The organism is Natrinema amylolyticum (genome assembly GCF_020515625.1).
Classification (GTDB): domain Archaea; phylum Halobacteriota; class Halobacteria; order Halobacteriales; family Natrialbaceae; genus Natrinema; species Natrinema amylolyticum.
Map to the genome: position 1 here is coordinate 1 of NZ_JAIWPJ010000008.1, position 20,592 is coordinate 20,592.

General features: G+C 60.3%; 20 protein-coding genes and 2 pseudogenes. 14 read left to right on the forward strand and 8 right to left on the reverse strand.

Annotated elements, in window-relative coordinates:
- Positions 1-717: aldehyde dehydrogenase family protein (locus LDH66_RS22345; RefSeq protein WP_226483287.1), on the forward strand; the 717-nt coding region annotated here is incomplete at its 5' end.
- Between the two features lie 90 nt (positions 718-807).
- Here LDH66_RS22345 and LDH66_RS22350 read toward each other — a convergent pair.
- From LDH66_RS22350 to tnpA, 3 genes are all read right to left on the reverse strand, one after another.
- Positions 808-1,605, reverse strand: coding sequence for a GNAT family N-acetyltransferase (locus tag LDH66_RS22350; RefSeq protein ID WP_226483288.1), 798 nt, complete (start codon positions 1,603-1,605; stop codon positions 808-810).
- Positions 1,606-2,072: 467 nt separating this feature from the next.
- Positions 2,073-3,227 carry an RNA-guided endonuclease InsQ/TnpB family protein gene (locus LDH66_RS22355; RefSeq protein ID WP_226483289.1) on the reverse strand — a complete coding sequence of 385 codons (1,155 nt, stop codon included), beginning with the start codon at positions 3,225-3,227 and terminating at the stop codon, positions 2,073-2,075.
- Positions 3,228-3,229: 2 nt separating this feature from the next.
- Positions 3,230-3,619: an IS200/IS605 family transposase gene (gene tnpA / locus LDH66_RS22360; protein ID WP_226483290.1), complete on the reverse strand. Its 390-nt coding sequence runs from the start codon at positions 3,617-3,619 to the stop codon at positions 3,230-3,232.
- Between the two features lie 137 nt (positions 3,620-3,756).
- On the opposite strand from tnpA, the pseudogene LDH66_RS22365 reads away from it, so the two are divergent.
- A pseudogene (locus LDH66_RS22365) lies at positions 3,757-3,885 on the forward strand (zinc ribbon domain-containing protein); the annotation flags it as partial.
- Positions 3,886-3,933: 48 nt separating this feature from the next.
- Here LDH66_RS22365 and LDH66_RS22370 read toward each other — a convergent pair.
- Complete coding sequence (locus LDH66_RS22370; protein ID WP_226483291.1) at positions 3,934-5,796, reverse strand: glycoside hydrolase family 15 protein; 1,863 nt, start codon at positions 5,794-5,796, stop codon at positions 3,934-3,936.
- A gap of 195 nt (positions 5,797-5,991) precedes the next feature.
- Here LDH66_RS22370 and LDH66_RS22375 point away from each other — a divergent pair, with 195 nt between their 5' ends.
- Positions 5,992-6,423 (forward strand): DCC1-like thiol-disulfide oxidoreductase family protein, encoded by a 432-nt coding sequence (locus LDH66_RS22375; protein ID WP_226483292.1) that lies wholly within the window; start codon positions 5,992-5,994, stop codon positions 6,421-6,423.
- Between the two features lie 202 nt (positions 6,424-6,625).
- Here LDH66_RS22375 and LDH66_RS23360 read toward each other — a convergent pair whose 3' ends face one another.
- Positions 6,626-6,724 (reverse strand): C2H2-type zinc finger protein, encoded by a 99-nt coding sequence (locus LDH66_RS23360; protein ID WP_425492998.1) that lies wholly within the window; start codon positions 6,722-6,724, stop codon positions 6,626-6,628.
- Between the two features lie 181 nt (positions 6,725-6,905).
- Between LDH66_RS23360 and LDH66_RS22380 the strand changes: the two genes are divergently transcribed.
- Positions 6,906-7,280 carry a winged helix-turn-helix transcriptional regulator gene (locus LDH66_RS22380; RefSeq protein ID WP_226483293.1) on the forward strand — a complete coding sequence of 125 codons (375 nt, stop codon included), beginning with the start codon at positions 6,906-6,908 and terminating at the stop codon, positions 7,278-7,280.
- Between the two features lie 139 nt (positions 7,281-7,419).
- On the opposite strand, the gene LDH66_RS22385 is transcribed toward LDH66_RS22380, so the two are convergent.
- Positions 7,420-9,627: an amino acid permease gene (locus LDH66_RS22385; protein WP_226483294.1), complete on the reverse strand. Its 2,208-nt coding sequence runs from the start codon at positions 9,625-9,627 to the stop codon at positions 7,420-7,422.
- Positions 9,628-9,937: 310 nt separating this feature from the next.
- Positions 9,938-10,411: an Lrp/AsnC family transcriptional regulator gene (locus LDH66_RS22390; RefSeq protein ID WP_226483295.1), complete on the reverse strand. Its 474-nt coding sequence runs from the start codon at positions 10,409-10,411 to the stop codon at positions 9,938-9,940.
- Positions 10,412-10,919: 508 nt separating this feature from the next.
- Here LDH66_RS22390 and LDH66_RS22395 point away from each other — a divergent pair.
- Complete coding sequence (locus LDH66_RS22395) at positions 10,920-11,573, forward strand: ribonuclease HI family protein (RefSeq protein WP_226483296.1); 654 nt, start codon at positions 10,920-10,922, stop codon at positions 11,571-11,573.
- Positions 11,574-11,938: 365 nt separating this feature from the next.
- Here LDH66_RS22395 and LDH66_RS22400 read toward each other — a convergent pair.
- A pseudogene (locus tag LDH66_RS22400) lies at positions 11,939-12,535 on the reverse strand (transposase domain-containing protein); the annotation flags it as partial.
- A 175-nt stretch (positions 12,536-12,710) separates the two neighbouring features.
- Here LDH66_RS22400 and LDH66_RS22405 point away from each other — a divergent pair.
- From LDH66_RS22405 to LDH66_RS22445, 9 genes are all read left to right on the forward strand, one after another.
- Complete coding sequence (locus LDH66_RS22405) at positions 12,711-12,977, forward strand: DUF2249 domain-containing protein (protein ID WP_226483297.1); 267 nt, start codon at positions 12,711-12,713, stop codon at positions 12,975-12,977.
- A gap of 94 nt (positions 12,978-13,071) precedes the next feature.
- Positions 13,072-14,505 carry a heme o synthase gene (gene cyoE, locus LDH66_RS22410; protein ID WP_226483298.1) on the forward strand — a complete coding sequence of 478 codons (1,434 nt, stop codon included), beginning with the start codon at positions 13,072-13,074 and terminating at the stop codon, positions 14,503-14,505.
- 158 nt (positions 14,506-14,663) lie between these two features.
- Entirely contained in the window at positions 14,664-15,752 is a 1,089-nt protein-coding gene (gene nirK / locus LDH66_RS22415; RefSeq protein ID WP_226483299.1) for a copper-containing nitrite reductase, read from the forward strand.
- Positions 15,753-15,848: 96 nt separating this feature from the next.
- Positions 15,849-16,385, forward strand: coding sequence for a TlpA family protein disulfide reductase (locus LDH66_RS22420; RefSeq protein WP_226483300.1), 537 nt, complete (start codon positions 15,849-15,851; stop codon positions 16,383-16,385).
- Between the two features lie 111 nt (positions 16,386-16,496).
- Positions 16,497-17,039, forward strand: coding sequence for a cytochrome C biogenesis protein (locus LDH66_RS22425; protein ID WP_226483301.1), 543 nt, complete (start codon positions 16,497-16,499; stop codon positions 17,037-17,039).
- A gap of 94 nt (positions 17,040-17,133) precedes the next feature.
- On the forward strand, positions 17,134-17,391 hold the full coding sequence (locus LDH66_RS22430; protein WP_226483302.1) for a hypothetical protein: 258 nt from the start codon (positions 17,134-17,136) through the stop codon (positions 17,389-17,391).
- Between the two features lie 4 nt (positions 17,392-17,395).
- Positions 17,396-17,938, forward strand: coding sequence for a cupredoxin domain-containing protein (locus LDH66_RS22435; RefSeq protein ID WP_226483303.1), 543 nt, complete (start codon positions 17,396-17,398; stop codon positions 17,936-17,938).
- A gap of 2 nt (positions 17,939-17,940) precedes the next feature.
- The gene (locus LDH66_RS22440) at positions 17,941-19,686 is read left to right on the forward strand and encodes a cytochrome c oxidase subunit I (RefSeq protein WP_226483304.1); all 1,746 of its coding nucleotides are present in this window, start codon (positions 17,941-17,943) and stop codon (positions 19,684-19,686) included.
- Between the two features lie 28 nt (positions 19,687-19,714).
- Positions 19,715-20,458, forward strand: coding sequence for an aldo-keto reductase family protein (locus LDH66_RS22445; protein ID WP_226483305.1), 744 nt, complete (start codon positions 19,715-19,717; stop codon positions 20,456-20,458).
- The last annotated feature ends 134 nt before the right edge of the window (positions 20,459-20,592 follow it).

Sequence of the window (20,592 nt, forward strand, 5' to 3'; positions counted from 1 at the left end):
AATCTGCATATGGAACTCGGCGGGAACGCCCCCGCGGTCGTCTTCGACGACGCCGACCTCACTGACGTCGCCGGCAACTGCGCCAAAGGATCGTTCAAGTACGCCGGCCAGCGCTGCTCGGCGATCTCGCGCGTGCTCGCTCACGAGTCGGTCCACGACGAGCTCGTCGACCTGATCGACGACCAGATGGACGCCTGGACCGCCGGCGACCTCTTCGACGAGGACACCGCCTTCGGTCCCCTCATCAGCGAGGACCAGGCCGACTGGGTCGAGACACTCGTCGAGGACGCCGTCGACAAGGGCGCGGAGATCGTCCGCGGCGGGAGCCGTCGCGCCCCTGAGGGCGTGCCGGACGAACTCGCCGATCAGTTCTTCGAGCCGACGCTGCTCGCGAACGTCCCGCGTGACGCCCGCATCGTCGACGAGGAGCAGTTCGGTCCCATCGCCGCGATCACGACCTTCGAGGACGAGGACGACGCCCTCGAGATCGCGAACGGCTCCGATCTCGCGCTCGACGCGGCGGTCTTCACGAGCGACTACAAGCGCGCGATGCGGATGGCCAACCGCATCGACGCCGGCGCGGTCCGGATCAACGGCGCGCCGAGCCACGGGCTGGGCGACGTCCCGTTCGGCGGCAACAAGGACTCGGGTATCGGCCGCGAGGGCCTCGACGCCTCGATCCACACGATGATGCGCGAGAAGAGCATCGTCCTGTGATGCTCAGTCGCTTTTCCAACCCCGAAGGCCAAGTATATCCCCTTGTGCCGAACAGAAGTTGTTGAAGATCGATAGTGTTCTCTGAATTATTCACTCGTCTAGCCAGATGGCAAGCTGGACCTCGTCAACCAGTTCGTCGTCAATAAGATAGTGACCGTCTCGGTTTGACTCGATCGACCAGCCGTTATCCTTAAGGAACGAGACAGCACGCTCATTGGTCTTCGGGAGATTCTGGTGAATTTTTCGATAGCCTCGATTTCGAGCCCAGTCAAGTCCGCTTTCCATAAGCGTCGAACCGAGCCCGTTACCGCGATACCGCTCGAGGACGCCTACTGTCAGCTCGGCCGTGTGACTCATATTAGGAAACTGTACCCCTCCGACGTGAAGCCAGCCGACGGTATCATCGTCAACAGTAGCGACGAAGAATACTCGGTCTTCACTCTCATTGTGACGCAGGAGCACTTCATCACGGCTGATCTCGTCAGCCAGCCTGGCGGCTACGATGTGGGTGTCTCCGGTGGCAATCGCCTTGATCACACCGACGATACCGGTGATGTCCTCCTGGCGAGCGGGGCGAATGATCGCTTCGAGATCATCGAGTTTGACGGTTTTTTCGCCCGTATCCATCGGGAACGCTACTCGAAGTTTCCCATCTCGTTCCTTCAAATAGCCATCGCGCTTAAGAATAGAGACGTGGTGATTGAACTCCTCAGACGACATCATCACCGACGGTTCGAGATCGGATCCTGACCGTGCCGGCTTAGAGCTGGTTTCCGGCCGTACTAGGACATTTTGGCGCACTGTTTCGGGTCTCACAGCACCGTTGCGCTCTATGTACTCGTAGATTTGACGCCGACGATCGTGGTCAAACTGTCGTAGAGATGTCATGGGTGATAGCAATTTATCCTCCATAATAATTTTTTGTGAAGGATCTTTGATCGCTTTCCAATTCTCACGAGAGGGGCCAAGAGAACCATGAAAAGTTCTAATAACTTCAGATCCATATGAGAGTAGGCCCCGTTTAGAACCTCCGCGGGCGTCTAACATTATTCCAGATCAAATCCAACACGGCTACACGTTGTGAGATCTCCCAGAAGTTACAGTGATGAGATGCCGCTCGAGGTAGATATGAGCGAGCAGACACAGTCGGGAGAGGAGGAAGACTGGTCGCTACCGTCGTATCCGTACTGTTGGAAAGCGGTGATTCTGGTATACACACGCGGTCCGATGGAACATATCGCAGCGCCGTGCGGTTGTCGAGTCGCGTCGCCAGACCTCTGAGGTAGACTCGGCCATCGACGCGACTGAAACCACCGCTACTGCATATTTTGCATCGACCTGACATCCTCCCACGGCTAAAGCCGTGGGGTTCCCCCACTGGGGGTTGAATCCACGGTTAGCGGGAGGTTCGCAGGTTCGTCGTCGCGTGGGACGATGACCTGCGTTTCGGGCTGTGCCAGTACAGCCCCCGCCTCGGACAGCGGTTTCGAGAACTTGCCCAAGGCTCGTTTGCCGATATTCAGCGCACCGTTCTTGTCCGCGTTATCGTCCAACCCACACTCGGGACACTCAAACCGCCCCTGCGTCTCACGGACGCCCTCGCAGGCACAATGGTTGCACGTCTTTGACGTGTCGTATTCGTCGACCAACTGCACGTCAATGCCCACGTCGTGAGCCTTGTATTCGATGTAGTTCAGGAGGCGGGCGAACGGCATCTTGTGGGTCTTGTCGTTGACGTACCGTCCCTTGTCGTTGTCCTTGCGAATCCCGCCGAGGTCGCCCACGACGATAACTGCGTTCCGTTCCTCGGCATCCTCCACTATTTGGCGAGCAATCTTGTGGAGGCGGTCGTCCACCTTCCGTGCCTCAGCGTCACCGATACGCTCCACGACCTGCTGGCCCTGTCGAGGTTTCGCCTTCCCGATGGACTTCCGCAGTTGCTTGTAGTGTTCGCGGATTCGACGCACCTCCTCACCGTAGAAGGTGGTATTGCGGTCGGAGAGGAACGCGCAGGTAGCGACCCAGCGTGCGCCCATGTCGATAGCCAGTACGTCGTCGTACTCGTCTTGAACGGTCACAGACCGTTTGACGACGATATGGACGTACCAATCACCATCTCGGCGCACAAGTTCGCTGTCCCGAATGTCGCCTTCTCGGACGAGTTGTTCGTCCTTGTGCGGGACGTGTGCGGGACACCAGATAGAGTTTCCCCGCCCATGCTCGGGGTCGTAGATGGGGACTTTGACCCACCACGACGAGAGAACAGTATCCTCGTCGTAGGATACGTCGAACACGTCGTTGCGAAGGACGACGGGTTGTTCGGTGTCGGGGTTCGGGTCTTTCTGACGCTGGACTTTCGACACCTGTTGCTGGGTCGCGGAGTAGAGGTCGGCGTCTCCGCCGTGAACCTCGGTCTGGAACGCTTTGTACTCATGGGCGAGCAGGTCAGCCTTCCTGTTGGTCAGCGAGTGGAGTTTGACCCGCACCGTGGTTGAGATGTTCCGTTGCATGGCTATTCACCTGCTTGGGCGTCGATGTACTCCTCGATGACCTCGCTGGATACGTCGCCCGCGCTTGAGACGAAGTACGAGCGCGTCCACAGCGACGGCAAGCCGAAGTCGAACTCGTCGCGGAGGTGGCGAGAGGAGTAGCCCTTGACCTGTTGCATGATTTTGTTCGGGGCGAGCGTGGGGTCGCCCGTGATGAACAAGTGTACGTGGTCGGGGCGAATCGCCAACTCCAAGATTTCGAGGTCGAGTTCGTCGGCCTTCTCCTCGATGAGTTCTTCGAGACGGATGCGTACTTCGCCCTCAAGCACCGATTTTCGGTATTTCGGGCACCAGATGAAGTGGTACTGGAGTTTGTGGACGGTGGTACGTTCCCGGTCGAACCCACGAGGCATCGTCAGTATATAGAAATTGCCCACCTAAAGATGCTATGCAAGCATCTAACCCCAGCCGTGGCTACGAGCGTGGATAGATTCCCAGTTGTCGGCTTCATCCCACCCCTGAAGGGGTGGGCTTTCGCCTCGCTACCGCTGTAACTCCGAGTCTCGCCTGTGATGGGGGAGATAGGAGTAACAGCTGGTTGGCACAGCCATCGACTTTCGTGTTCGATTCCGAGTGCGGTGCGTTCGTACCGCAAGAACACGTGGCTCGTAAACCCTAATATCCCAAACGCGGTCGGGATTCCCGCGTCTTCAGGCGCGGGAGGATGTCAATGTTCGGAAGACGTGATCGGATCGCCGAGCCGAATTCCCATCGGTGCCGGTCCGGGCGTCTCGTTCCCCCGCATATAGCCGAGGTAGAGGGCGCTGTTGACGATGCCGATGTGGCTGAACGCTTGCGGGTAGTTTCCGAGGTGCGCCCCGGTCTCCGGGTCTATTTCCTCCGCGACGAGTCCGAGTGGATTCAGGTACTCCAAGAGCGACTCGAATCGGGACTGCGCTTCTTCGACGTGCCCGGAGAGTGCCAGCGCGTCGATCAACCAGCACGAGCAGAGGACGAACGCCCCCTCGTCGCCCGGGAGGCCGTCGTCGCCATCGTACCGCGACACGAAAACGTCGTCCTCGACTAACGTCTCCTCGATCGCATCGATCGTTCCCCGAATGCGATCGTCGTCGAACGGCAGGAAGCCGACGATCGGGAGCAACAGCCCCGTCGCGTCCAACGCATCGGTCCCGTAGGACTGCACGAACGCGCCGACATCCTCGTCGTAGCCGTTCTCGAGGACGTCCGTCCGGATCGTCTCGCGGGTCTCTCGCCACGCCTCGAGCGGGGCGTCGTGGTCTCCGTCGGTCGCGATCGCGATACCCCGATCGAGGGCGACCCAACACATCACTTTCGAATAGACGAAGTGTTCGTTCCCGCCGCGGACTTCCCAGATGCCCGCGTCCGGTTCGTCCCAGATTTCGCGAACGTAGTCGACGACGTCACGGATTCGGTTCCACTCCTCATCGTCCAGCTTCCGCCCGTGGTGGTGCATCTCGTCGACGGCCAACAGGAGTTCGCCGTAGATATCGAGCTGTCGCTGCTCGGCCGCTTCGTTTCCGATCCGAACCGGACGCGAACCGCGATAGCCCTCGAAGTGATCGAGTTCGCGCTCCTCGAGATCGGACTCGCCGTGAAGGCTATACAGCGGCTGGATCGCTGCCGGATCGTCCGCCTGACAGAGATCCATGAACCAGTCGAAGTAATCGGTCGCCTCCTCGGCGGTACCGAGGTTCATCAGCGCCTGAACGGTGAATCCGGCGTCTCGCAGCCAGTTGAACCGGTAATCCCAGTTCCGGACGCCGCCGATATCTTCGGGCAACGACGTCGTCGGCGCGGCCGCGATCGCTCCCGATTCGGCGTGCGTGAGGAGTTTGAGAACGAGTTCCGAGCGGACGACCTGATCATGCCAGGGCCCCTCGAAGGCGCAGTCGTCTTCCGGGCCGCAGCTATGCGCCCAGTCGGTCCAGTACGCGAGCGTCTCCTCCAGTGCGGCGTCCGGGTTCGTATTCGCGTCCTCGGCGCCCGTACACCGGAGCAGGAACCACTCCGTCTCGCCGGCATCGAGCGACAGTTCGCCGGTGATTCGCCCGCCGTCGATTTCCAGGTCGATCGGGCTCTCGAGTAGCGTCCGTTCATCCTCACCGTCGGCGAGGATACCCTTCCCGACCGATTCGATCGACGTCTCCGCACGCCCGTAATCGAACTGCGGATCGAGTTCGACTTCGAGGTCGATGGTTCCGTCCGTACAGGTAACTTTGCGGTAGAGAACCTTCTTCGGATGGGCGACCTGGCCGGCTGGGGGCAGGAAGTCCGTCACCGTCACCGTGGCGCCGTCGGTTCGAAAGGTCGTCTCGAGGACGTTCGTGTCGTCGACGTAGTGACGATCCGTCTCGAAGGAATCGACCGGCGTGATCCGAAATCGACCGCCGCGCTCGGCGTCGAGAATCGCGGCGAGGATGCTCGGCGACTCGAGGTGCGGGAAGGGGAACCAGTCGACCGAACCGTTCGGCGCGACGAGCGCGCACGTCTCGAGGTTGCCGACGACGCCGTAGACTTCGATCGGAGGGTACGCGCCGGACTCAGTCATCGACACCACCGACAGCGCGAAGGGAGGCGCCGAGCGCAGAGTATCCGCGGGGCGAGACGATGCACATACTGTCCCGTTCGAGGACCAGCAAGAAAAAAGCGGAGCACGCAACGACCCGCAAAGAATAGCAGTGCGTGTTCTCGAAAATTGTCGTAGGGTGAATACTTACGCGGCTCACTCTCGAGGGTCTGTACGATGGGCTGCGTTCCGAAACTCGTCTACGACGACGACTGTCACTTCTGTACGTGGTCCGCGACGTTTGCCGTTCGCCGAAGCGACATTCAGTCGATCAAGCTCTCGGAAGTCCGAGAGGGACGATCACGACTCAGCGACTTCGAACGGGAGCACCTCCCCGACGGCTACGAGGAGTGCGCGCAACTGATCACCGAGAACGCGGTGTACTCCTGTGGCGCCGCGACCGAAGAGTCGCTCGTCATCGCCGGCGTGCTGCCGAGACGACTGGTCGAGTTCTTGCGGCGGTTCGAGACGTACGGGCGGCTACGAGAGAAAACGTATCACACTGTTTCGAGCAACCGAGACATCGTCTCGAACGTACTCGGCAGGGATCCCCCAGTTAGCGATCACGTCTCCGAGGACGAGGTCCGTCCCGAACAGTCGTCCAGATGACGCCGAGTAGCCCTCGATGAACGAATCTACAGGCGGTTCGAGGCGGTTCACCGAACCCGAGTACGAGATGCGAAATCATCGGTCGGCAGTGCTCGAAGAAGGATGCGATATGAATGCGGTACTCGTCGCCACGGGGACGAGGCCCGAAAAATCACGGTACGAGGACGCTCGATTGCGGGACCGATCCGCAGTCCGGTCTCGCTCACATCTCGTCTTCGTGCTCCTCCTGTGCGTGTTCGTGGAGTTCTTCTTCCGTGTCGAACGACTGACTACAGAGGTCACACTCGTGTTCATCTGCCATGGGTACGGCTCTCACCATCTAATAGTAAATAAACGCTCGCTAACCTGGCGGTCATTCGGTCACCGGTCGGTAACCCGTTTCGAGACGAGGGGCAAAGAAGTGGCGCGAAAACAGAACGAATACTACTAGTAACAAGGTTACGATACGTAACTATATACCGATTCGGGTCTAATCGGTACTTATGGGCGAATCGACGCAGCAACTGAAAGTGTGGTGTACGGGCGAAGACTGGTGTCCGATCACCTCCACTGCAACGCTGATCGGCAGGAAGTGGCATACTGTAGTCATTCATCGGCTACTCGCTAACGGTCCGCTCGGGTTCAATGCCCTCAAAGAAGAAGTCGGAGGCATATCCAGTAAGGTCCTCTCCGATGTTCTCGAGGACCTCGAACAGAAGCAACTGATCGACAGAGAGATCGTCAACGAAAAGCCAGTCCGGGTCGAGTACTCGCTGACCGACATCGGTGAGTCACTCGAACCTGTTATTCAAGAGATGGCTCACTGGGGAGAAGCACACCTGACGGCTGCACCGGACGAAGAGAGTTCGGTCGCGTAACCGAATCATGTCGTTCGCAGCTGCCCGCCGCGATAAGCATCGATTCTGTATATACCACTGATCCTTCATCGGCCAGAGTCGTCTTCGCGACGGGGAACAGAACTCTTTGCAACGAAAGTCTACCGTGAGAAATCTGAAGTCAGAATACGATTCGTTCGACGGCCCGACGGAGAGGACCGGGGCCTCCCCATTCCGACTCGACTTGGATGGCCGTACAATCGACGCTATCGATGATCCGATCTGCCGGCCGCCCGAATAGGTTCCCTCGTATCCGTCCTCCATCCGTTCCGATAACGAGTATATCGGAAGTGTTAGTCACCGAGACGAAATCCCGTTCGGGTTCATCAGTCTCGATAATCGATCGGTTCACGGGGACCGTACATAGCGACTCTAATTCTTCGAGGTATTCGTCTATCGTCTCATGTTGCGTCTCAGTCGCTGTACTCTCGAGTGGGTACAGCAGGTCAATACTTCCTCCTGCCTCGCTCGCTAACGCGTTCGCGACAGTGATCTTCTGCGGATCGAAGGGGCCGCGATCGGTGATGACTGTAACGGAATCAATCCGGTCCAGATCACGGTCCTCGATAAGCAAGACGTCACACGGAGCATTACGAGAGATCCATTCGACAGTAGTACCGAATATCGAGGCGTACAATGGGTCGTCACTTCGTTCGAGCAGGAGGAAGTCTACATCCTCGTGTTCGGCGAAGTTAGCGATCGCTCGCTTCGTGTCGTGACTCACGATCTCGCCATAGTGAACGGGGACATCGAACTCCTCGGTGAGCGGTTCCGTTTGTTCCTCAAACTGGATATCCGCTGGCGACTGCGTCTCTGATGCCTGTTGGAGCGGTACCTGATCGGCCACTTCGTCGAACTGAACGACAGTGACGCTCCCGTCATTCTCGCGGGCGATGTCAGCAGCGATCCGAATTAGCGTGCGTTCTCGCTGCTCACTCGTTTTCTCGGTGATAGCGACGAGAACTTCATACCCGTCAACCACATCGAAGGTTGACTTCGTCCGTTCAACGGCTTTGCGGCCGACAGTCCGCCGCACGACATCCGTGGCAGCGCCTTCGCGCTGGACACGACCTCGTGCGTAATACGCATACCAGAGCATCGATCCGACTATGATGATGACAGCACCGACGAGCGGTATTGTCCCCATGTACCCGATAAGAAGGAATCCACCGGCGATTCCGAAGATCTGAGTCCACGGATAGAGCGGCGACTCGAAGCTGGGATCGTACTCTCCGACGTTCCCCTCACGAAACGCGATAACTGCACCATTGACTAAGGCAAAGACGATGATCTGGAAGGCACTCGCCAGCTTCGCAATCTGGAGGATCGGGACGAATGCGATGAGGAGCAACATCACAGCGCCAGTGAGCGTAATCGCCTGCACGGGCGTCCCCCACTCATCGTGAATCTCCGTCAGAGACGGCGGTGCAAGCTTGTCTCGAGCCATCGCAAATGGATACCGAGACGACGACAGAATACCCGCGTTGGCCGTACTAATCAATGCGAGTACGGCTGCAATAATAACGGCAACCACGCCCGGCCAGGCGAGCGTTGCTTCGGCCGCGTGAATCATCGGTACCCCGGAGTCACTCAAGAGGTCGGGCGGCGTCACCCCGACCATCACCACGACGATGAGTACGTACAGGAGCGTCGTAAAGGAAAGTGAACCGAGGATTCCGAGTGGGATGTTCCGGTCCGGATTCTCCACTTCCTCAGCGACACTCGCGATCTTGGTCACGCCCGCGTACGAGACGAATACGAGACCAGTAGCGGCGAGGAGACCGCCGGAACCCTTACTGAAGAAACCGTCATAGTAGGCGCTGCTCGTCGACGGAAGCCCACCGACGACGAACCAGACCATCGCCGCGAGCATCACTGTGACGATGACGATCTGGAGGCGCCCAGTCTGTTTTGCGCCGATGAGGTTGACGAGTACGAGAACGGCAGCCAACACGAGTGCGACCGGCTTCACTGGCAAGTCGAATAGGTATAGGAGATAGGGGACGCCTCCGACCAGCGCTAGTGCGCCCTTGAACGACAGAGAAAACCACGTACCGACGCCGGCGATCGTTCCGAGTAGCGGGCCCATGCCACGCTCGATGTAGATGTATGTGCCACCGGCCTCTGGCATCGCTGTTGCCATCTCTGCCTTACTTAAGGCAGCTGGCAGGACAAGTACCCCTGCGAGCAGGTACGCGAGAATAACAGCCGGCCCTGCTGTCTTCAGTGCTAAACCGGGGAGTATGAAGATCCCGCTTCCGATCATCGCGCCGATACTAATAGCGACTACCGCGAACAGTCCGAGATCTCGTTCAAGTTCTTTTGGCATTAACTTATATTATCAATTTTCAGTCATCTCTTCGCCTCGCAGCGAAGCCCTATAGACAGGATCAACGTCGATATCGTCAAACGGAGTCACGTTTCACAGGCCGGTAAGGTATCACTCATGAGTGTTCTCTACCGGAATGTTGGCCCGGATCAGCATAAATACGGTGTTTCCATTCTCGAATCAACAAAATATACCCCTATATCCTGTGGTACTGTCCTACAAAGTACAATGGAGATGAGAGCGAGCATTCTCGGCACACGTCGATAAGACGGCTCTCTCAACAAAGCAGGAGAGGACAGCTCTACGAAATTCACTCCACGCTTTCAACGTCAAATCCGTGAAAGGCACGCTCGTACTCGTTCCGTATCAGGTCCTCATCAACGACTTCGAGGCCGAGTTCGTCGAGGTCTCGGCCGATCCGGCTGAGGTCGTCACTATCCGAACCGATTGCTTCGACATGGACGTTCTCTGTGCCGGTCATAATCTCTCTGACTGCAACGACACCTGGTACCTCGAGAGCTTTCCGCGCGAGGGCCTCTCGATCGGGGATCGGTGCAGTACAGACAATAAGCGTCTGCAACTGGTAACTAGCAGCCTCGTAATTCACCTCAGGATGGTATCCAGTAAGGATGTCTGCGTCTTCCAAATTCCGTATTCGATTACGGACTGTACTAGCCGAGACACCCGCCTGTTCTGCGATCTCGCTCGCCGATGTCTTGCGAGCATCTTGCTGAAGGCTATGTACAATGCGTCTGTCGAGATCATCGAGTGACTCCTCGCTCATACGCATGAGTAATTGCGCCGTGAAAAGTAGCTTTTCCTGCGAACTCGGTAATCGATCTTCAGACATCTAACGAGGGGATAGCCATACCTATCAATTATTTCCTAGATAAAATCATATAGTATACTTACCCAAAATGGAATGAGTTTATTGTGAAGGGAGAAGTGTACTAATTCTCCACAAATGGAAACTGTTGAGAATAGGCGCTATCTATGATGTGTGGACACGAATAGTATCCGCCCGATGAGGCCGAATAGCTGAGGACAAGCCCGCAGGCCACAATGCCACTGTCCCGGTGACTTTGGCCATGTTCTCCGCACGACAATGAGTGTCATATAGCGGCCACTATGTGGGAGTAAGTATGAACAGAAGCGGCGAACACTGGTACCACCTGAAGAGATTATCCCGCTCGACCACTGAGGACCCATATGCAGTGGTGTGACCAGCCAACGAGACCATCCGGGATCGAAGGTGTGAGGGCCCAGAACCGAAGCCCGCAGGGGGAAGTGGCGTGACCGACGATCCCCTCCCGGTCGAACACCTCTCGCCGGTCGCCGCGCTCGTCGACGAGGTACTCGCGGGCGTCGGCTACGAGGTGGCGGCCGCCACCGACGCCATCGACGACGCTGTCCCCGGTTACGGCGGTCTCTTCGATCCCCAGACCACCCCGGCCGAGTTGCGTCGCGTGCTCGAGAGTCTGCTGGCGTCAGGACTCACCCGGCCATCCGTCCCCGAACCGACGAGCGACACGTTCGTCCTCTACGTCGACGGCAGTTCACGCGGTAACCCCGGGCCCGCAGGTGCGGGCGCTGTCATCATGGACGCTGCGGAGGACCAACTCGCCCGTCTCGGCCGACCCGTCGGCTCCCGGACGGGGAACAACACCGCCGAGTACGTCGCCCTCCAGCTCGGGCTCTCCGAACTGTTGGCTCGCTACGAGCCACGCAGACTGGAAGTGCGCATCGATTCGATGACAGTTATCCGAGACGTCTGGGGTGGCGATGACCCGACTGAATCGGGCGTCGAGACATACAGCGAGGCCATCACGGCGGCACTGTCGAGCATCCCGGACCACCAGTACACGCATCTGGCTGACAGCGACCCGAACCCCGCCGACGCACTGGCGACAGTGGGTGCCGATATCGCGGCCTTTGGACCTGGATAGGAGAGTTACACCGCTTACAGTTCAAAATCCCGGCACCGTTGAAATTCTCAGAAGCTACTAGAAACCACGTACTGACTACACCTCTCTGTACTCAGCACGCGGTCCCCATCAAGTGTTGGAGAAGTGCAAGTAGCGCCCCGTCAGTTGCCGTATATCCAGCGAGGGCTCCAGGACGGTCGGTGACGCCGCCTGCGAGACCGAATACGCGGTCACTAACACTGAATCACACATCTTCGGAGCCGACAGCAGAGACCGTCCCCGCGACATCGCTGTGAGGGATTGTCGAAGCGACGGCGACTGATCAGGAAGATCCCACGACGAACCTTTGTGTCGATGGAATGTACACTCGTCGCCTCTACGTCGCCGAGCCATGTTTCGGCGGTTGCTGGATCGGCGTTCTGAAATAGATATTAAACTGGTATGTACGTCTTTTTATATTTTAGAATATACATTCGGTGGCGTTCCGATTTCCATATTTTTCGTATGGAAATCAGTGCTCGAGATGGTGGAGTACAATCTCGAGTCACGGTGCTGAATCGACGAGAAACACGGCGTCTTCGACGTCATATTTCTCTCTGATTCGTGGAGAAAAATATCAGTAAGTGCGGTTGTACGCGTTGAATAGAGCTTGACGTGGAGAAATTCGTTCGTTTCGGGATCGATAGCAGCGTACAGCCAGTAGCACGGATCAGTGAATCGGATCACGGGTTCGTCGAGTAGAACGTGATCCGGCTGTTTTCCAGTTGTCGGATGTGAATCGGCTTTCTACACCTAATTATGGATCGCCGATCTCGCCCGTTCGACATCGAATCTCTCTAAGACAGAAACAGTATCTGAAATTGATATCTCGGCCAGGTGGAGCTGGATACTCAATCGATGAGCTCGCGCGGTGTCGCCCCACGCTCCACAAAATCTAATCGAAAGCCGCTACCAGCGCCGTTGAGGCGGCTGAATTCCGGCATGGACACCTAGAATTCTGACCGCCTCGCTTTTCAGACCTTATCTGAACAACGCCTACGGGAACAGACCCAACATTGATTCGACACTCGAGAAGACCCGCTCCGAGTCACCGTGTCTCCGCTGTGACCGAACAGGTACGGGATCAAAAAGAGGTTGCAGAAGTGTGGACTGGCACATATGCAATCGCTCATCTCCGTCGTCGATCGCATCGACGCACCGACTGATCGACCACAGGAGACGATGGATGTCCGGTCGCTCGGCCCGCCGGAACCGCTCAAGGACACTCTCGAGACGCTCGCCGAACTCCCGCCCGAAACGGTTCTCGCTCAGCGCAACGACCGCGTCCCCCAGTTTCTGTTCCCGAAACTCGACGACCGCGGCTACGTCTACGAGACGGTCGAGCGCAACGAGGACGTCGTGACCGTCATCTGGTACGAACAGTGACGGACCGAACGGACGAAGACGACCGACGCGGTGTCGGTGGGGACCGGGAGCGTGCAGCGGGAAACGTCGGAGAGACTCCGCCCATTGACGAAAGATGAACTATTCACTCACCCGACAACGGTTCGCGAACCTACTCGCGACGACGACGATTGCGGCGTACGTTCTCGTCGCACTCGGAACCGCCGTTTCGACGACCGACGGCGCAGCGACCTGTGCGACCTGGCCGAGCTGTTCGACCGACCTAGCACTCGGTCCGCTCTCCGTCGAATCGCTCCTCTTCTGGGGTCACCGGGTCGCAGCCCTCGTGGCCGGCCTCCTCGTCGTCGCGTCCGGGCTCGCCACCCGGCAGATCGGGGTCGGTCGCCGGGTGAGGGGCTTGGTCGGGTGTGCGGTCATCCTCTTTCCCGTCCAGGTCGCCCTCGGTGCTGTGCTCGTCGTCGGCGGCCCCGCCGCTGCGAACGGACTACACCTCGCGCTCGCGATGATCATCTTCGCCTGCCTGCTCGTCGCACTCGTCTGCGTCCTCGAGGACAGCGCGCGCGAGAGAACGGATACCGCCCGCGAAACCGGTTTCGGTCCGGGAACGAACGAAGCTATCGACTCCGGAGGCACGACGAGCGCCCGCGAGCGACCGAGCAATCCGCTCGTCCGCCTCCGGCAGACGGTCGGGGCGTACCTGACGCTCACCAAACCGCGGCTGATGTGGTTGCTCTGTCTCGTCGCAGTCGCGGGAATGGGGCTGGCGACGCTGACAGGTGAGACGCTCGAGTTGACGACCGTGGTCGCGACACTCGTCGGGGGTGTCCTCGCGATCGGTGCGAGCGCCACGTTCAATCACGTCTACGAACGCGACCGTGACCGGCGGATGAATCGCACGGCAGACCGGCCGCTGGTCCACGATCTCGTTCCGGTACGGAGCGCCCTATCGTTCGGGATCGTGCTCGTATTCGCGTCGATGGCGATCCTCCTGACATGGGTAAACGTGCTGGCAGCGGCGCTGACCGGCGCTGCAATCGTCTACTACGCCATCCTCTATACAGTGGTTCTCAAACCGAACACTGCCTGGAACACGGTTCTCGGCGGTGGGGCGGGAGCACTCCCAGCCGTCATCGGCTGGGCGGCCGTCACCGGCGACATCGGAGCGCCCGCCATCGCCCTCGCTGCAGTGATCTTCCTGTGGACGCCCGCACACTTCTATAACCTCGCGATCGCCTACCGAGACGACTACTCCCGTGGCGGCTTCCCGATGTTCCCCGTCGTCAACGGAGTGCTCGCCGCGCGCCGACACGTCGCGTTCTACCTGGGCGCGACGCTGCTGGCCGCGAGTGTCCTCGGCTGGCTGGCCGGCCTCGGTATAGTCTACGCGGCCACATCCGTCGCCCTCGGCGCGGTCTTCCTCCGGTCAGTGATTCGGCAGTACCGTATTCAGACCGATGAGGCCGCGCTGCAGTCGTTCTATGCCTCGAACTATTATCTCGGTTTCGTTCTTTTCGCAATCATCTTCGAGACGGTCATAGTCGCCACGTAACGGGTTTCGGATCCTCATTCCCGTTGTCTTCCGGCGACGGCCGGTAGCGTGTATATTTAATGCCCCCGGTATGCAGGGAGTTGTCGGAAAGTTTACCATCTACCGAGAATCGTCTCTCCGCTTGAATATGGGTCTCCCTCTACTCACAGGTGAGGACAATGACCCAATTCGATCCCGACCGACGACGGTTTCTACAGGCAGTGGGTGCAACCGGCGCGATCGCAGTCGCCGGTTGTCTGGAAGGAAACGAATCGTCGGAACCGACCGACGACGACGAATCGGCAGACGGGGAAGGGCTGCCGGCGGCGAAAGCGGTTGACGTGGATCGGATCGCCCGGGATCCGACGGATATCCCGGATCCAGTCGACTGGAACGAACCGCGCGAACACGACATCACGGTCCGGACCGAGCGGGTGACCGCCGAGATCGAGCTGGGGGTCACCTTCGACTACATGACCTTCGAGGGGCAGGTGCCGGGACCGATGGTCCGAGTCCGGCGCGGCGACCGGGTGAACCTTACCTTCGACGTCCCGGAGGATCTGAACGTGGCCGCCCACAACATGGACTTCCACGCGGTCTACGGCCCCGGCGGCGGGGCCGACGCGACCACGATCGCGCCCGGCGACGACCCCACCCAGATCAGCTTCACCGCTGACTACGCGGGCGTGTTCATCTACCACTGTGCGATCCCGAACATGGACCAGCACATCAGCAGCGGCATGTTCGGCTCGATCCTCGTCGAACCCGAGGACGGCCTCCCCGAGGTCGATAACGAGTACTACCTCGGCCAGCACGAGATCTACACCGACGGCGACGTCGGCGAGAAAGGCCACCACGGCTTCGACTTCGACGCCATGCTCGCCGAACAGCCGACCTACGTCGTGTTCAACGGCCAGGCCTACGGCTTCACCGGAGACGGTGTCGGCCCCATGCAGGCCAATACGGGCGAGACCGCACGGGTCTACTTCGCCAACGGCGGCCCGAACCTCCTGAGCTCGTGGCACCCCATCGGCAACGTCTGGAGCCGCTTCTACCGCGACGGCGACCTCCTGACCGAGCCCGAACAGAACATCGAAACCGCACCCGTCGCACCCGGGACGACGGCCGCGGCCGAAATGGAGTTCCCGGTGCCAGGGCCGGTCAAAATCGTCGACCACGCGCTGACCCGCGCGGCCCGCCGCGGCGCCCTCGGCGTCATCGACGTCAGCGGCGAGCCCACCCGAGACATCTACGACGAAGACCCGTGAACTGACATGGGACTCGTCGAACGGGCCTACACCGGTGGCCCGCCGAATGGGAGCACCGTCGACGACGCGAGAGCTGTCGTCGAGGGGTGGTAAGCCGTGAAGCGTCGTGATCTCCTCACTGGCGCGGTCGGCCTTACCGTCGCCGGGGGCGGCGCAGCCGTCGCAGTCGGTGACCTCGATATCGATGGCGACGACGCGGGGATCAACCCGGTCGTACTCGAGACGATCGATGCGCCGGGAAGCGAGGCGGGGACGACGACGGTCCCCCAACGTGGTCGCGTCACGTTCGTCGAACTGTTCGCCACTTGGTGCACCGTCTGCCAGCACACGATGGAGCCGCTCTCGGTCGTCCACCACGATGTCGGGGAGGACGTCCAGTTCGTGTCCGTGACGAGCGAACCGGTCGGAAACACCGTTACCCGCGACGACGTGGCAGCGTGGTGGACGGCCAACGGCGGCGACTGGACTGTGGCGCTGGACACCGACCTCGAGCTGACCGAACAGCTCGACGCCGGAGGCGTCCCATACGCGTTCGTGCTCGACGAATCGAACACCGTTACCTGGTCCGAACGCGGGTACAAGTCCGCCGATGCGTTTCAACGACCGATCGAAGCCGCGCTCACGGACGAGTGAGATGGCCGGTGTGAACCGGTCGGAACCGTACTGTTCGCCCTCGGCGCGGGCACTGCTACGTTTTTCGCTCCTTGTTCGTATGCCCTGCTACCCGTCTACGTCGGCTACTACGTGGCGGCGACGGACGAGGAGGGCGCCCCGCTCTCCGGCGCCGTGAGCCGCGGACTCGCGGCTGCGGTCGGTTCGATAGCCGTTCTCATCGCTCTCTCGGCCGTCGCCCTCGTCGCCGGCATCGCTCTCGAGTCTCTGCTGCCGTTTCTCGAGTACGCCGTCGGTATCGCGTTGATTGCCCTCGAGGTGTGGGTGATTTGGGGCGGGACGGGCGCCGTCCACGTCCTCCTGCCGGAACGACGAGCGACCGTGACCGGATCCGCGGCTTTCGGTGCGATGTACGCTCTCGCGGCCGTTGCCTGTGTGGTACCGCTGTTTCTGTCGCTCGCGTTTCGGTCGATCACGATGTCAGTCGCAGAGACCGCGGCGATCATGGACAGCCACGCGGCCAGGTTCGCCGTCCTGCTTCTCAGTGTGACCGGTGCGACTGCAGTGGGGCACGACCTCACAGCCGGCCGGTTCACCGCCTACGCCGACCGATTCGTTCGCCTCGCCGGCGTGTCGCTCGTCCTCGCCGACATCGACCAGCTATACGTCGCCTGATTTTCGAGGGAATTCCGTCCGAGGTCGGAGCCGGTTCTCGGGCCGCTCGTCGTCCAGCGACGCAAGTGGCGCGTCGCTCGAGCGGACAGTTCTCATGCAACACGGCCTGAGATACCCGTTCGTCGCCGCACTGGGCGTCACTTCGACGAACGTGTACGGGAGAATCACTATGGCAATAACGTATCCATTTCAGGTTGAAGGGATGACTATAGACAACGCGGACGAGTCGGAGCCGGTGATGCAACGGTTGTACGACCGTATATGGTTGCTCGCAGCGGCGGCACTCGTGTTTTTCGCCGTTTCGTACGTCGCGTGGGGATGGGTCGACGTGTTCTCAGTTCCACTGGGGTGATTCCATGACGTCACCGATCAAACCCCCGGACGGTAACTGGTGGGATCAACCGGTCAACAGACGCGAATCCATCTGGCTGGGACTGGGTGTCGGCTGGTCGCTCATTCTCTTCGGCTGGATGAGCGTCTGGACGCGCGTCGGCGATCAGAACCCCATCGGCGAGACGTTCAGCGTAGAGGCCGAGGAGTTCCGCGAGAAGCTGCAGGACTACAAGGAGCGTGCCGAGGAGACAGACGCGGGTCTCGTCCCGCCGGAGCAGGACGTCTACCTGCAGGCGATGCGATTCCAGTGGGATGGCGCGCCAGTTGTCCTCGAGACGGGGACGGAGTACGACTTCCATCTCAACTCGATGGACGTCCAGCACGGCTTCTCGCTGCGGCCCGAGGACGCGCTGAGCAAACAGATCAACCTGCAGGTGCTGCCCGGCTACGAGTGGGTGGTGCCGATGACCTTCGACGAACCCGGCACCTACCACATCATCTGTAACGAGTTCTGTGGCCAGGGCCACCGGACCATGCACGGGACGATCGTCGTGGAGGAGGGATAACGATGGCACACAAACTGGACGTTCTCGGCCTGTTCGACAACGAGTATCGCGACGACGGCTTCCGGACCTGCTCCGTGACGGGGCTCGAGGTTCACCGCTCCGTCGACAACCACGTCAAGCTGTTCGGTCTCACGGCGGTCGTTGCCCTCCTCTACGGAGGCATCTTCGCGTTTACCGTCGCGATGACCCGCTGGGAAGTGATCGGGTTACTCGATGCCGCGGACTTCTATACGCATCTCAGCCTGCACGCGTGGAACCTGCTGATCTTCTGGATGGTGTTCATGGAGATCGCCATCCTCTACGTGGGCGGGCCGATGGTACTGGGCAGACGGCTACCGTTCACGAAGGTCGCGAAGGCGGGATGGCTCGTCATGGCCGCCGGGGCGGTGCTCGTCAACTACGCCATCTGGACCACCGAAGCGCCGAACGAGGCGCCGCTGTTGACGGCCTACGTCCCGATGCCGATTTCGCCGCTGTTCTACGCCGGCGCGATCGTCTTCATTCTGGGCACCGTCGTCGCGGCACTGCCCTTTTTCGCGACGATGTGGTACGAGAAGCGCGAGCACCCGGACAAGACGCTGCCGCTCGTCAGCTTCGCCGCGTTCGTCACGTCGATCATCGCCGTCGAGGCGCTGGTCGGCGGGCTGGTGGCGTTCGTTCCCACCCTGCTGTGGCGACTCGAGATGATCCAGTGGTGGGACGCGGCCTGGTACCGCCAGATGTACTGGATCATCGGGCACGGAACACAGCAGATCAACCTCGTGGCGATGATCGCCGTCTGGTACTTCCTCACCCACGTCGTCGCCGGCGCGGAGGTCGTCAGCGAGAAGGTCTCGCGGACGGCGTTTATCCTCTACCTGTTCTTCATCAACCTCGGGGCGGCACACCACTTGCTGTCCGACCCCGCGGTGTCGACCGGCTGGCGCATCTGGAACACGTCCTACGCGTTCTACGGCGCGACGTTCGCGAGTCTGATCCACGCGTTCGCCATCCCGGCGGGGATCGAGGCCGGCCGCCGAAAGCGCGGGAAGGGCGGCGGGTTGTTCGGCTGGCTCACGTCCGCTCCCTGGTCGAACCCGGTGTTCTCCTCGACGATCTTCTCGATCATTCTGTTCGGGTTCCTCGGCGGAATCACTGGGGTCATGATGGGACAACTTCAGCTCAACATGACTTGGCACAACACGTTCGCGACGGTGGGTCACTTCCACGGGACGGTCGTCCTCGGAACGACTGTCGCGTTCATGGGCCTGGTCTTCTTCGTGATTCGGACCATGTTCATGCGACAGTACATCTCCGAGCGGCTCGCGTCGATCCAGCCGTTCTTCTACTCGGCCGCGATGGGCGTGGCCGTCCTGATGATGATGTACGTCGGTATTCTCTACGGCATCCCGCGACGGACCGCCGAGGTCGTCGAGAACATCCCCGGCACCGAGTTCAGTCTCTCCGCCGCGTCGCCGCTGTTCGCGATCTTCGGGATCTTCGCCCTACTCGCCATCGCGGGCGGGGTCCTGTTCGTTCTCGTCGCGGTCGGTTCGCTCGTCTTCGGCGACCGGGTCGAAAACGGCGCGGACAACGCGGATCTCGTCGCCGACGGGGGGCTGGGGATGGCCCAGGATCCGGACGACCCCGTCCACGCCTACGAGATGCGCGGCACGTTCGTCCTCTGTCTGGTCTTCCTCGCCGCGTTCGTGATCACCTACCTGCTGAACTGGTATCTGCTCACCCAGCTCTGGTCGATCGGCGCCTGATCGACCACGCGTTTCGCTGTACCCACCCATGACGCCACACTCCGACGACGCGACCGCATCGCCGCTCGAGTCCGTCACGCGGGCCATCGCCCGGGCCTGGCGTGACCTGTTGAGTGTCTACTACGCGAATACGCCCATCTGGCGACTGTTCAAGAGCGTCGGACTGCTCTTTTTCGGCTTCTTCTGCTGGACGGCCTCGAGCCTCGTACTCTCCTACGGCATCGAGTGGACCATCCTTGAGTATACGAGGGCCTACGGATTCGTCCTCATCCTCTGGGGGCCGCTTACCCACGCCGTGATCGTCCCGCTCGTAATTCGGCTTCGCCGGACTGCCGACCGACCGCTCGTCCGAGCGATCGCTCGGAACGGGTCGAAGATCAACCTCTCTATATTCCTGGCTATCGTCCTGATACTCGGAACGGCACCCGTCTCGCCGATGCTGCTCGACTTTCAGTCGCCGCTCCAGAGCGATTCGGGTTCGGACGTCAACCCCGACCTCTCGTGTACCCGCGCGGACGGGGAAATTTCCTGTACGCTCTCCGAGACGGAGGGGATCGACAGCGTCGTCGTGACCAGCGGCGAAAGTCAGATCGCGCGCGTCGAGGACCCGCCGTACGACGTCACGTTCCGGGAAGACGACCTCGAGTCAGTGGTCGGGCAGAAGGAGTTCGTCGTCGAACTCCGCGACGAAGACGACGAGACCCTGCGGCGATACCGTCGGTCCGTCTCGTCGGTTCCGAACGCGTCGCTCGAGCCGTCGTCGGGAGCCTGATCGCCCTGCGGAAGCCCGGGTCGTTCGTTCCGTCCGGTCCCGTTCTCGTGCGGTCCTGTCCTCGTTCCGTCCAGTCCAGGTCTCGTCCTGTCCGTACCCGTCCTCGTTCTCGTCCGAGACGGGTGTCCCAATTC